General features: G+C 73.0%; 7 protein-coding genes. 4 read left to right on the top strand and 3 right to left on the bottom strand.

What is annotated here, in order from left to right; all coding sequences use genetic code 11:
- Positions 1-125: 125 nt before the first annotated feature.
- From ACZ4SA_RS29065 to ACZ4SA_RS29050, 4 genes are all read left to right on the top strand, one after another.
- Positions 126-5,447 (top strand): type I polyketide synthase, encoded by a 5,322-nt coding sequence (locus tag ACZ4SA_RS29065; protein WP_468280426.1) that lies wholly within the window; start codon positions 126-128, stop codon positions 5,445-5,447.
- A gap of 72 nt (positions 5,448-5,519) precedes the next feature.
- The gene (locus ACZ4SA_RS29060; RefSeq protein ID WP_468280424.1) at positions 5,520-6,566 is read left to right on the top strand and encodes a ketoacyl-ACP synthase III family protein; all 1,047 of its coding nucleotides are present in this window, start codon (positions 5,520-5,522) and stop codon (positions 6,564-6,566) included.
- On the top strand, positions 6,557-7,270 hold the full coding sequence (locus ACZ4SA_RS29055; RefSeq protein ID WP_468280422.1) for a transglutaminase-like domain-containing protein: 714 nt from the start codon (positions 6,557-6,559) through the stop codon (positions 7,268-7,270). The genes ACZ4SA_RS29060 and ACZ4SA_RS29055 overlap by 10 nt, the downstream gene beginning before the upstream one ends.
- Before the next feature lie 577 nt (positions 7,271-7,847).
- A complete protein-coding gene (locus ACZ4SA_RS29050; protein WP_468280419.1) occupies positions 7,848-8,684 on the top strand; it encodes a universal stress protein in 837 nt (278 codons plus the stop codon).
- Between the two features lie 257 nt (positions 8,685-8,941).
- Here the strand turns inward: ACZ4SA_RS29050 and ACZ4SA_RS29045 are convergent, their stop codons facing one another.
- The 3 genes from ACZ4SA_RS29045 to ACZ4SA_RS29035 all read right to left on the bottom strand — a co-directional run bounded on the left by ACZ4SA_RS29045 (position 8,942) and on the right by ACZ4SA_RS29035 (position 12,731).
- Positions 8,942-9,937, bottom strand: a complete 996-nt coding sequence (locus ACZ4SA_RS29045; RefSeq protein WP_468280416.1) for a cytochrome d ubiquinol oxidase subunit II — start codon at positions 9,935-9,937, stop codon at positions 8,942-8,944.
- Positions 9,934-11,394: a cytochrome ubiquinol oxidase subunit I gene (locus tag ACZ4SA_RS29040; RefSeq protein ID WP_468280413.1), complete on the bottom strand. Its 1,461-nt coding sequence runs from the start codon at positions 11,392-11,394 to the stop codon at positions 9,934-9,936. Before ACZ4SA_RS29040 ends, ACZ4SA_RS29045 begins: the two co-directional genes overlap by 4 nt.
- Before the next feature lie 635 nt (positions 11,395-12,029).
- Complete coding sequence (locus ACZ4SA_RS29035; RefSeq protein ID WP_468280412.1) at positions 12,030-12,731, bottom strand: DUF4396 domain-containing protein; 702 nt, start codon at positions 12,729-12,731, stop codon at positions 12,030-12,032.
- Between the last annotated feature and the right edge of the window lie 270 nt (positions 12,732-13,001).

The following is a 13,001-nucleotide window of genomic DNA, read 5'->3' as shown; positions in this document are numbered from 1 at the left end:
CGGGGTGCGGCGGCGCAGTGTGCGGACGGGCGCCGGGGGGCGGGCTTGCACCGTGCTTGCCCCCGGCGCGCTTTGCTGGCCCGTGGACGCCGGGACCGTTCCCCCACGCCGAAAGGGCCGCGCCTATGACGCAGTACGAGCACGCCGAAGCCGCCGGAGTCGCCGAAACCGCCGAAGCCATCGCCGTCGTCGGGATCGGCTGCCGACTGCCGGGCGGGATCGACACCCCGGACGCGTACTGGACGTTCCTGCTGGAGGGCAGGGAGGCGGTCGGCGATCTGCCCGAGGGGCGCTGGGACGGCTACGCCGGCCGGCCGGGCGCCGCCCGCGCGCTGCGTTCGGCGCCGCGGCGCGGCGCGTTCCTCGCCGACGCGGCCGGTTTCGACGCCGCGTTCTTCGGCATCACTCCCCGCGAGGCCGAGCTGATGGACCCCCAGCAGCGGCTGGCGCTGGAGGTGGGCTGGGAGGCGTTGGAGGACGCGGGCATCGCCCCGCACACGCTGGCCGGCTCGGACGCGGGCGTGTTCATGGGCGCCGGCAGCGACGACTACGGGCGTCAGATGCTCGAGGACCTGGCGGCGATCGAGGCCTGGTCGGGGATCGGCGCGTCGCTGTGCGCGATCGCCAACCGCCTCTCGTACGCGCTGGATCTGCGCGGCCCCAGTCTCGTTGTCGACACCGCCTGTTCGTCCTCCCTCGCCGCCCTGCACCTGGCCTGTCAGAGTCTGCGGATGCGCGAGTGCACGCATGCGCTGGCCGGCGGTGCGCACCTGGTGGCGGCCCCGGGCCTGTCGCTGGTCCTCGACGCGGCGGGCGCCACCTCCCGCGACGGGCGTTCCAAGTCCTTCGACGCCGCGGCCGACGGCTACGGCCGCGGCGAGGGCGTCGGCGTCCTCGTCCTCAAGCGGCTCGAGGACGCCCTCGCGGACGGCGACCCGGTCCGGGCCGTCATCCGCGGCAGCGCGCTGGCCCAGGACGGCCGCACGAACGGGATCATGGCGCCCAGCGGCGCGGCGCAGGAGCAGGTGGTCCGTGCCGCGCTGCGCCAGGGCGGCGTCGAGGCGCGGTCGGTGTCGTTCGTGGAGGCGCACGGCACCGGCACCCGGGTGGGCGACCCGGTGGAGGTGAACGCGCTGGCGCGGGTGTTCGGCGCCGGCCGGCCCGAGGACCGGCCGTGCATGATCGGGTCGGCGAAGGCCAACATCGGGCATCTGGAGGCGGGTGCCGGGGTCGCCGGGGTCATCAAGGCCGTCCTTGCCCTGCAGCACGGGATCGTGCCGCCGACCGCGAACATTCAGGAGCTCAACCCCGACATCGACTGGGCCTGTTCGGGGCTGTCCGCGCCCACGCTGCCGGTGCCCTGGCCGAAGGAGGACGCGGTGCGGCGGGCGGGGGTGTCCGGCTTCGGCTACGGCGGCACCGTGGGCCACGTCGTACTGGAACAGGCCCCCTGGCAGGCAACCGAACAGTCCCCCGCGCCGGGGCCCTCCCCCGTCCGGGGCGGGCGGCAGGCGGCGGACGGCGGCGGGCCGTGGCTGTTCGCACTGTCCGGCGCGTCCGGCGGCGACGTGCGCGCGCAGGCCGCCTCGCTCGCCGGCTGGCTGCGCGGCCCCGGCGCGCACGCGCCCCTGGACGGCGTCGCCCATACGCTGCTGGCGCGCCGCAGCCACGCCGCCCACCGGGCCACCGCCGTCGCCGGGGACCACGGTGTTCTCGCCACGGCGCTGGAGGTGATCGCCGAGGGCGGCGCCGCGCCCGCCGTCTCGACGGGGCGGGTCCTTGCCGGCGGCGGGGGCGGCGCCGTGTGGGTGTTCTCCGGGCACGGCTCGCAGTGGGAGGGCATGGGACGCGAACTGCTGCTCACGGAGCCCGCGTTCGCGTCCGCCGTCGACCTGGTCGAGCCCGTCTTCGCCGAGGAGCTCGGCGTCTCACCGCGCCGGGTGCTGCTCGAGGGGCCGCTCGGCGGCACCGACCTCGTCCAGCCGATGATCTTCGTGGTGCAGGTCGGCCTCGACGCCGTGCTGCGGGCCAGGGGCCTTGCCCCGGCGGCCGTCGTGGGGCACTCGGTCGGCGAGATCGCCGCCGCCGTCAGCGCCGGGGTGCTCGGCGTGGCGGACGCCGCCCGGCTGATCTGCCGCCGCTCGGTCCTGCTGCGGCGCGCGATGGGCCACGGCGCGATGGCCATGGTGGGCGCCGGCTTCACCGAGGTCCAGGAGCGCGTCGCAGGCCGTTCCGGGGTCGTCGCCGCGATCGCCGCCTCCCCCGCCTCCACCGTCGTCTCCGGCACACCCGAGGCCGTGGAGGCGCTGTGCGCCGCGTTCGAGGCCGAGGAGGTGATGGTGCGGCGGGTCGCCTCCGATGTCGCCTTCCACAGTCCGCAGATGGATCCGCTGCTCGCTGAACTGGCCGCTGCGGCCCGTTCGTTGCGGATCCGTACGCCCCGGGTGCCTCTGTACTCGACCGCCTTGGACGACCCGCGCTCCCCCGCCGTGCGCGACGGCGCGTACTGGGCGGCGAATCTGCGCAACCCGGTCCGGCTGGAGGCGGCGGTGCGGGCGGCGGCCGACGACGGCCACCGGGTCTTCGTCGAACTGTCCGGCCATCCCGTCGTCACCCACTCGATCGGCGAGACGCTGGAGGCGGCCGGCCACGACGACGTGCTCGTCACCGCCACGCTGCGCCGTGAGCGGCCGGAGCGTGCCACTCTGCTCGCCCATCTCGGCGCGCTGCACTGCCACGGCGACGCCGAGGGCCTCCAGGCACCGGACGGGCCGCTGACCGCGCTTCCCCGCCGCGCCTGGCAGCACGTCCCGTACTGGCGCAGCCCCTCCCCCCAGGGGCGGGTGGACGAGGAGCACGACACCGGCTCGGGCACTCTGCTGGGTGCGGAGGTGAGCCTGGCGGGCGCCGCCTCGACGCGGCTGTGGCGCACCCGTCTCGACGCGGACTGCCGGCCCTATCCGGGTGCGCACCCCATCCACGGCGTCGAGGTCGTGCCCGCCGCCGTGCTGCTCAACACCTTCCTCGCCGCCGGGCGCACCAACGGCCTCGAGGACGTGGCGCTCAAGGTGCCGGTCACGGTCGCCGGCGAGCTGGAGGTGCAGGTGGTGGAGCAGGCGGGTGGGATCAGTCTCGCCTCGTGCCGCGCCCCCGGCACCGGAACCGGAACCGGAACCGGCACCGGCGAGGAGGCGCAGGCGGGGGCGTGGAGCACGCACACCACGGCCCGGCTCGTCCCCGGCGGCGGCATCCCCGCCGACGAGGAGCAGGAGGAGCAGGAGGAGGCCGTGGGGGCGCGGGAGACGCTGAGTCCCGACGCGGTCGGCGAGCGGCTGCGCAAGGTCGGCGTCGGCGATGTCGGGTTCCCCTGGCAGATCATCGAACTGAGCGCTGCGGGCGGCCGGTTGCGGGCCCGGGTGCGGCCCGTGCCCGGCGGCGCGCACTCCCCCGGGCTCGCCCGCGCCTCGCTGCTGGACGCCGTGTTCTCCGTCGCCCCGCTCGCCTTCGACGACGACGGCCGGCTGCGGATGCCGTCCGCCGTGCGCCGGGTCCGGCTGCCGCTGGGGCTGCCCGACGTCGTCACCGTGCACATCCGCCCCGCGTCGACGGCCGGCGGCCCGGACACCACCGACGCGGTGGTCCGCGGCGGGGACGGTCGGCTCCTGGGCGTCCTGGAGGGCCTCACGTTCGCCACCCTCGACGGCGCCACCGGTACCGGCCTGCCCCCGCAGCGCCTGACACACACCATGTCCTGGCCCGCGGCCCGACCGGCCGCCGATCCGCGGGCGCGGCTGCGGACCGTCGCCCTGGTCGGTGACAGCGCGCCCGGCGCCCTCGCCGACGACGTGGCCCGCGCGCTCGGCGCGGCCGGCCTGCGCTGTCTGCGCGCGAAGGACACCGACGCGCTCGGCCTCTTGGTCGACGACCTCGGCCAGGGGGACGCGGTGCTGGTCCTGCCCGATGTGAGCGGCTCTGCGGCCGGTGCGGCGGTCCGCCGCTCCGCCTGGCGGCTCGCCGCCACCGCCCAACTGCTGCTGGCCCGCTGCGGATCGCTTCCGCCCCGGCTGTGGGCGCTGACCGAAGGCGCCTGGCAGGCCGACGACGGCGACGCCGTCGCGCAGAGCGCGATGCTCGGCCTGGTCCGCATCATCGCGGGCGAGCACCCCGAACTGCACGCCCGCGCCGTCGATCTCGATGCCGGCACCCCGCCCGATGTGCTGTCCGGTCCGCTGGCCGAGCTGCTGCGCGCCGCACCGGAGGCGGACGTCTACCGCGTGGGCGCAGGTGGGGTACGCGCCGGCCGCCTCACCCCGCTCGTGCCCGCCACCGGCGAGGGCGGCGCGGGCGGGCCGATCTGCCGGGCGGACGGCACTTATCTGATCACCGGCGGGCTCGGCGCGCTCGGTCTCGAGGTCGCCACCTGGCTGGCGGGCCAAGGAGCACGGCGCATCCTGCTCGCCGGCCGCACCGCGCTGCCGCCGCGCCGTACGTGGCCCGCGCAGAGCGAGCCTGCCACCGTGCGGCGTATCGAGGCGGTACGGCGGCTGGAGGCGCTCGGCGTGAGCGTGACGAGCGTGGCCGTCGACATCGCCGACGGGGCCGCCGCCCGGGCGGCGCTGGACACCGACGCGCTCGGTCTGCCGCCCGTCCGGGGGGTCGTGCACGCCGCCGGTGTGCTGGACGACCGGATGCTCGGCGACCTCGACGAGGCGTCGCTGGAGCGGGTGCTCGCGCCCAAGGCGGGCGGGGCTCTCGTGCTGGACGAGCTGTTCCCGCCCGGCAGCACCGACTTCTTCGTGCTGTTCTCCTCCATCGGCTACCAGCTGGGGCTGACCGGGCAGTCGAGCTACGCGGCCGCCAACGCCTGCCTCGACGCCCTCGCCCGCCGCCGGCAGACCGCCGGCGACACGGGCACGACCAGCTTCGCGTGGACGTCGTGGCGGGGGGCGGGAATGGCGGTCAGCGACTTCGTGGACGCCGAACTCGCCGACCGCGGCTGCGGCAGCGTGGACCCGGCCGACGCCCTGCGCGCCTGGGAGTACGCCGCCGGCTGCGGTACCCAGCCCTATGTGGCCGTCCTGCCGGTCACCGGCACCGCGGCCCTGCCCGTCCTCGGCGAGATCGCCGCGCCCCAGGCGGGCCCCGCGGACGGGCCCGGTGAGGCGCCCGCGCTGCCCGAGGATCTCGCGCCGGAGGAGCTCGGCGCGCTGCTGCTGGCGGAGGTCGGCCGGCAGATCGAGGCGGAACTCGGCTTGAGCGCCGAGCGGCTGGACGTGCACCGGCCGCTGACCGAGCTGGGGCTCGACTCGGTGATGACGCAGGTCCTGCGGCGCGGTCTGGAGCGGCGGCTGGGTCTCAAGCTGCCCGCCACGCTGGTGTGGAAGCACCCCACGGCCGCCGCCGTCGCCGCGTTCCTGGTCACCCAGCTGGCCCCCTCCCCCGCGTGACGCCCCTGCCCGGCACCGCCCGTCCCTGTGTCCTGAGTCCTTGTTTCCGTGCCGTTCCGAAAGGACCGCTCCATGCGCCACGACGACATCCATCTCGCCGCGACCGGTGCCTGGCACCCCAAGACGGTGCCGGTCGACGAGGCGATCGCCGACGGCCGCTACAGCCGCGAGTACCAGCGCGCCACCGGACAGCAGCGGGTAGCCGTCGCCGACGACGCCGACTCGCAGCCCGCCATGGCGATACGGGCGGCCCGCACCGCGCTCGAACGCTCGGGTATCGGCGCGGACCGGTTCGGTCTGCTGCTGCACGGTGTGGCCACCCACAACGGGCTGCCCGGCTGGAACGCCGCCTCCTACCTTCAGCACCATGTCCTCGACGGGCACGGCGTGTCATTCGAGATCCACCAGCTGTCCAACTCGGCTGTCGGGGCACTGGAGTTGGCGTGCACGCACCTGGCGGCGGGGCCGGCCGGCGGGGCCGCGATGATCACCGCGGCGGACCGGTTCGGCGACCGGGCCTGGGACCGATGGCGCTCCGCGCCGCCCGTCTTCGTCTTCGGCGACGGAGCGAGCGCCGCCGTGGTGGCGCGCGGGAGCGGCTTCGCCCACGTCGTGGCGACCGTGTCCGTCGCCGACACCGGCCTGGAGGGCATGCAGCGCGGCGCGATGCCGTTCTCCGCCGACCCGGCTGAGGGCTATCCGATCGGCTTCTTCGACCGGGTGATGGAGTTCTCCGACACCCTGGCCGGCGGGCTGGACGAGGCCAAGCGGCGCATGGCGGACCTGATGCACCGCGCCGGTGCCGCAGCCCTGGCCGAAGCCGGCATCACCGCCGCCGATGTGCGCTGGGTCGCCGGTCCGGCGCTGGGCCGCGAGGCCCTGTACGAGCAGTGCCTGGACCCGCTGGGCATCGGCATCGACCGCTCGACGTGGCCCTTCGCCCGCCGGATCGGGCACGTCGGCTGCACGGACCAGTTCGCCGCCCTCGACGACCTGATCACCTCCGGTGCCGTCGAGGCCGGCGACAGGGTACTGATCGCCGGCCTCGGCGGCGGCTACAACTGCACCGTCGCCGTACTGGAATTCACATCGGCGCCCGGGGCGGACCGATGTCGCTGACACCGGCCGCAGTGTGCGTGCCCGCGCATGTACGCCGCTATCTGGAGCCGGGCCGCTACGTGGACAGCGCCCACCCGGCCGTACGGGAGACGGCGGCCCGTATCGCCCCCGGCACCCACGGCATCGACAAGGCCCGCGCCCTGTACGAGCAGGTACGCGACCAGGTCGGCTACTGCAGCATCCCGCCGGGCCGGGCGATCTCCATGGGCGCCTACCTGCGCGATGTGGAGACCTACCGGGCCAGCAGTGTGCTGGCCGAGGGGCACGGCTTCTGCGTGAGCAAGGCGTCGCTGCTCACCGCGCTCGCGCGGGCGTCGCACATCCCGGCCCGGATGGCGTTCGCCGACGTCGTCAACCACCATCACACCGGGCGGCGGCTGCGCGCGGCCACCGGCACCGGCGTGTTCGCCTGGCACGGCTACAGCGAACTGTGGCTGGACGGCCGCTGGGTGAAAGCGACGCCGATGTTCCACCGGCAGCTGTGCGAGCGGCTGGGGGTGGCACCCACCGCATTCGACGGCAGGACGGACGCGCTGCTGCCGTCCACGGACCGGCGCGGGGCGGCGTTCTTCTCCTACGCCGCCCGGCACGGCAGCTTCCACGACGTCCCCGTCCGGTTCCTGGCCACGCAGATGCCACAGCGCTACCCGGGACTCGACGACTACCGGCAGGTGTCGGACCCGGGTACGGGCCGGGCCGGGTGACACCACGTCACGTCCATCCGGAAGGCCGGCCAGGCGGTGGCGGGTGACGCCGTACCGCAGCGGACACGCTGCCCGTCGCCTTCGGGCTGAGGAAGCCGCGTGGCCGGCCGAGGTGTTGGAGGCTGCGAAGACCGAGTGGGACCGGCGGGGGATCGCGCGTGAGGAACCGGTCGAGGCGTTGACCGCCTCCGCGGCGGAGACTCCTGCCCTGACCGAGGCGGAGGCGGGAAACGGCATCCTCCGGCCCGTCCGCGTGAGCATCGACCACCGGATCACCGCCTCGCTGGAAGCGGGCAGGGTTTCGTCATCACGGGCCGGACAGGCCCGTGATCGGAGTGGAACAGCAGTGCGGTGATCATCGCACGATCACGGTGGCCGTCGAGTCCGTGAGCACCCCGCCTGCCGCGATGACCGCCGGAAGAGTCAGCATCGTCCAAGCCGTACGCCTTGCTCCGTTCGAGGTGCCTGTCGTGGCGGAACCAACGCGGAGAAGTGAGTCTGTGAGTGAGTGCCCACTTGCGCAGACGATCGCGACGCTTCCCTCGCAAGGGGTCCCTACGAATGGAGGAGGCGCAGCATGCCGGGACAAGTCGTGGTGGGGGTCGACGATTCCGACGAGAGCATGGCAGCGGCGGACTGGGCCGCGGATGAGGCTGCGTCCGCCGGCGCGGACCTGCTTGTGGTCAACGCCTCATTGTGGCAGGAGCACGCGCTGGTGGCCGTGGTGCCGGCCCGCGATGTGCGTAAGGAGCAGGCCATGCGCCTGCTGGGTGCGGTTCAGGCGCGGGTCAAGGAGCGGCAGGCCGGTGTGAGGACCACGTTCCAAGAGGTGGAGGACGCGCCGAGCAGGGTACTGCTGGCTGCAGCGTCCGATGCCGATCTCCTGGTGCTCGGGTCGCGTGCGCTGAGCGTGGGGGAGGGATTCGTGCTCGGGTCGGTCGGCCAGGAAGTGGTGTCCCGGACGGCCGGCCCGGTCGTGCTGGTGCGCAGGCGCTACGCTGCCGGCCTTGCCGACGGCCGGCGGGTGGTCGCGGGGGTGGACGTACGCCACGAAGCCGGCGAGTTGTTGCGTTTCGCCTTCGATGCCGCGGCGCGCCGAGGGGTCTCGCTGCACCTGGTGACCACATGGCACCTGCCCTCGATGCACCACGCGCAGACGTCGGCCGCCAAGGATCACGAGGCGGCGCTGGCAGCTGCCGTGGAGCCGTTCCGAGATCGCTTTCCGCAGGTGAACGTCTCGCTGGATGCCGTCGCGGGCCGGGCGGCCGACCATCTCGTGTCGTCAGCCTCCGGGGCCGGGCTCCTGGTCATCGGCAACCGCCGGAGGGAAGGCGCGGGCGCACACATCGGCGCCGTCACGCACGGCGCCATCCACCATGCTCCCTGTCCTGTCGCAGTGGTCCCGCACGCCTGAAGCGTGTGCCAGGGGCGTCACGTCGTCGCCCTCGGCTTCAAGGAACCGGCGCTGCGAATGTTCCCCGGCCTTGCTCCGACGCGATCGAGCGGCTCTGGGAGGCGTCGGCGCCGCTGCCGGCGGACCCGCCGCCGGTGTGCCCGTACGCGCCGGACGCCCGGGGCCGGACGGACGGTACCGACGGGCTGTCCGAACCGCACCGGTGATGCCTGCCGGACCTGGCCCCGTAGAACCGGCCACTTCGCCGTGACGCGGCCTCACTGGAGTTCCCCGCGCGAATCCAGCCAGTACAGCAGCACCAGAGCCGGCCCCACCAGGACCACCGCGATGGCGGAGACGATCACCAGCCACTGCATTGTCGCCGTCGCGCCGGCGCCCTCCGCCACGGTCATGGTCGTGGGAAGCAGATAGGGGCGCTGAGCCAGACCCCAGGCGAGGACCACCGCCGCCACCGAACCGACCGCAGCCGCCCTGGTGATCTGGGCGGCTGCCTCCCGGATGAGCAACCACACGGCTGCCGCCCCACACGCCGCGGCGACACAGACGAGCGCGAGTCCCGCGCCATGCGTCAGACCGTGGTGGACGTAGGCCGCGTCGTCCCGGGTGAGCGGAACACCGATGACCGCGAGCACCGCCAGGGCGACCAGGCTGAGCAGAGCACGGCGCCGGAAATAGCCGACGAGGTCGGGCTCGCCGAAGCTCCGCGCGTCGCCGGCCAGGAACACCGCGCCCAGGAAGGCGGCGGCGGCCACCGTCATCAGCCCCGTCAGCAATGACGTCGGATTCGTCCACGCCTCCAACGACGACGCTTCGCCGACAGCGACCCGGCCCGACGCCACCCCGCCCGCCGCCGCGCCGAGAAAGAACGGCGTCAACAGCGACGCCACGGCGAAGACCGCCCCGTACAGCCGCCGCTCGGCCAGCCGGCGGGTCGGCTTGCGCAGTGCGAATCCGGCACCGCGCAGGACCAGACCGGCCACCGCGAGGAGCAACGGAATCCAAAGGGCCGAGAACACGGCCTGGAACATGGCCGGGAAACCGGTCCACATGACCACGAGGACGAAGATCAACCAGACGTTGTTCACTTCCCACACCGGTGCCATCGCCTGGTCGATCAGCGCACGGGGACGCCGTCCGCGTTCCGGTCCGCCCGCCAGCAGGTCCCAGAAGCCGGCGCCGTAGTCCGCGCCGCCACCGCAGGCGTAGGCGGTGACGGCGAGCACCAGAACCCACGCCACGAGGTACTCGGTCACGGCCGTCCTTCCGGTGTGCGCTCGGTCCGGGGGCCGTAGGGCACGTGACGTTCGGGCGACTCCCCGGGGGCTTCTGTGCCGGCCGTGCCTTGGCGCACCGAGGACGCCTCGTCCTCGAGCCGCCACCGGGTGCGCATGCGCAACAGGACCGTCACGAACGCCGCGAAGACGGCCACGTATCCCAGGACAGTGATCGCGAACACGGCCCACAGGGTCTCGGCCGGCATGCCGGTCACGGCCTCCGAGACCCGCATGTGGCCGTAGACGATCCACGGCTGCCTGCCGACTTCGGTGGTTACCCAGCCCGCCTCGACCGCGACGACCGACGCAACGCCCGACACTGCCGCAGCGCGCAGGAACCAACGCGACCTCGGCCAGTCGCGGCGCCGCCACCAGGACCATGCGAACCACAGCACCAGCAGCATCAGGCCACTCCCGACCAGCACCATGAGGTCGAACGCGGTGTGCACGATGGTGGCCTGCTCCGGCGTCGGCCGGTCCGTGGCGGGGACCGCGGTGAGGCCGGTCACCTCGGTACTCGGGCGGAAACCGGCCAGAATCGAGTCCAGCCAGGGAATCCCCAGGCCGCCCGAGACCGAACCGTCGCTGTTGAGCCGGCCGAAGATGTACTCCGTCACGTGGGTGTCGGTCCGCCAGACCAGTTCCATCGCCGCGAACTTCACCGGCTGCTGGTGGTAGACCGACCGGGCGATGAAATCGCCCAGCACCATCTGAACGGGGGTCAGCACGGCCGCGGCGGTGAACGGAACGAGGAACCCCAGCCGGTGGTACCGGTCCCGCCTGCCCCGCAGCAGCCCGCACGCGTAGACGCCGGCGACGACGAACGCCGCCGTCATGAACATCGCCACGACGAAGTGCCAGTACTCGGGCCCGAACATGGGCGTGAAGACGGCCCGCCGCACGTCCACATCCACCACATGGCCGTCGTCGTTGAGGACGAAGCCCCGCGGGGTGTTCATCCAGGAGTTCGCGGCGAGGATCCCGAAGGCTCCGAGCAGCGCGACCAGGGGAAGCGGCAGACCGATGAGGAAATGCGTCCGCGGCTTCAGCCGGCGCCAGCCGTGCAGGTACACGGCAATCAGGATGGCTTCGAGGAAGAACGCCCACGCCTCCACGCCGAAACCGAGGCCGAACACATCGCCCCACCGGCCCATCAGCCCGGGCCACAACAAGCCCAGCTCGAACGACAGAACCGTCCCTGTGACCACGCCCACCGCGAACTGCACGGCCATCACGGCCGACCAGCGGCGCGCCAGCAGACCGGCCACCGGGTCACCGCTGCGGAGGTACCGGTAGTGCATCAGCAGCGTGATGAACGGGAGCGCCACCCCCAGGGGCACCAGCAGGATGTGCGTCCCCAGGCTGAACGCCATCAGCTGCCGGGCCGGCAGCAACTGGGGCGGTACTTCGGCCAGCAGCTCCGTGGCCGCGGTCATCCACGTCTCCGCGGCACTGGACCGGCCGCGGTCGAGGGAGAGCCGTCCGACCCGAACAGCCCCGCCAGATCATTCATGGTTCCGACCTCCTGGCGCCGCCGCTCTCCGTCCGACAACCCCAGCACGGGCGATACGCCTTGCGATGCCGCGCCGCCCCGTTGTTGGCCCGTTTGCCGCTGCTCCGTCCTCCTCACGGACTACGCCCCGGGCACGCAGGGCGTCCCGGACACGCCGCAGCGGCAGTACCGTCCTGGTGCCGGCGGCATGCTGGGACATCGAACTGTCCGAGGGCAGCCCTGACGGCACAGCGGCAGCGGAGACGGTGCAAGGCGCCGGTGCCGCAAAGAACGAGCGGCTGCTGCGCCTGATCCGCGACAGGGCCGTCGAGGCGTACGACGGCTCGGTGGCGTACCTGCACGCCGTGCTGGATGCCGAGCCGGGCGCGGCCGGCCGCGGTCTTCGAGGATGCGCCGGCCGGCGTGGGGTCGAGGCCCGTCCATCACGATCTCCCGGGGGCTCCGGGCCGTCCGTGGCCCGGGGGCGACGGGGGTTGCAGCTGCAGTGCGCCCAAGACCGTTCGGGGCGTGCGGCCGAGCGGATTCACTCCCGCTCAGTCCAAAGGAACGGTGAGCAAGCTACATCGCATGTTTGATGCCCCGTCTGATCAGCCATACGTTGGCCGGCCAGGCGGTGAAGAATCCGATCACCATGCCGATCTGCATCAGGAACCAGTAGACAGGGCTCGTGGGAGTGAGGTGAGGGTCGGGAAAAAGGACGAACGTCATGACAGCCATCCAGCTGAAAAGACCGACTTCGAATGCTGAGAGGGACAGCACGTCTGCTTTGGCGGCAGCTTTGAGCCCGGCTCTCAGGCCAGGCCCCCGCATTGCCGCAATGGCCAAGTACTGGAAGAAGATGCCGAGTACGAGAGCGGCAAGGAAGTCGCAGATGTACTGAGCCCAAAGAGCCCTACCGGCGATCGTCCACCCGGCGCCGAAGACCAGGAACTCCGCAATGACGTCGCCAAGGGTGCAGCCGGCTCCGCAATGCGACACGCCAACAGCCACGGAAGCCCACGGTGCCCGCCGCGGTGCTTGGCCGTGCTGCTGACGCCAACGGTCCGTATATGGCCGGCCGAACCGCAGATAGCCCCAGACGGCGAGCGGACCGAAGTACAACGCCGTAACCGGCCACACCACCCCCATGATCGCCATATCCGGCCGGTAACGCCGAACCGAGATGTCCCATGCAAGCCACCCGGCGCTGACGAACCCACTGGCCAGAGCGCACCAGGCCACTACTTCCAGCCATGTTTGCGGCATGCTCATCACCTCCATCGCGCTCCAGGACGCCCCATCATGAATGCGGCGACCGGGTTGCCGTGCTCCGCCACGCAACGCCGGCCCCTGGAGTTGCAGCAGCGTGGTCGAGCCCGAGGTGTGCGTGGTCGCCTTCCTCGACGGCAGTCGCGAGTCCGGCTGCGAGGCACAGGATCCCCGGGGTCACGAAGAATGAACCGCCCCGGGTTCGGTGGAGATCTCAGACTGTGGTTGTGACCTGGGGTTTCGTGAGTTCGGTGTAGTAGTTGGCTTCGTATTCGACGGGCG

This window comes from Streptomyces sp. NPDC027962 (assembly GCF_055566095.1).
Note: the sequence above shows the minus strand (reverse complement) of the source record. Positions and strands in the feature narration are given on the sequence as shown.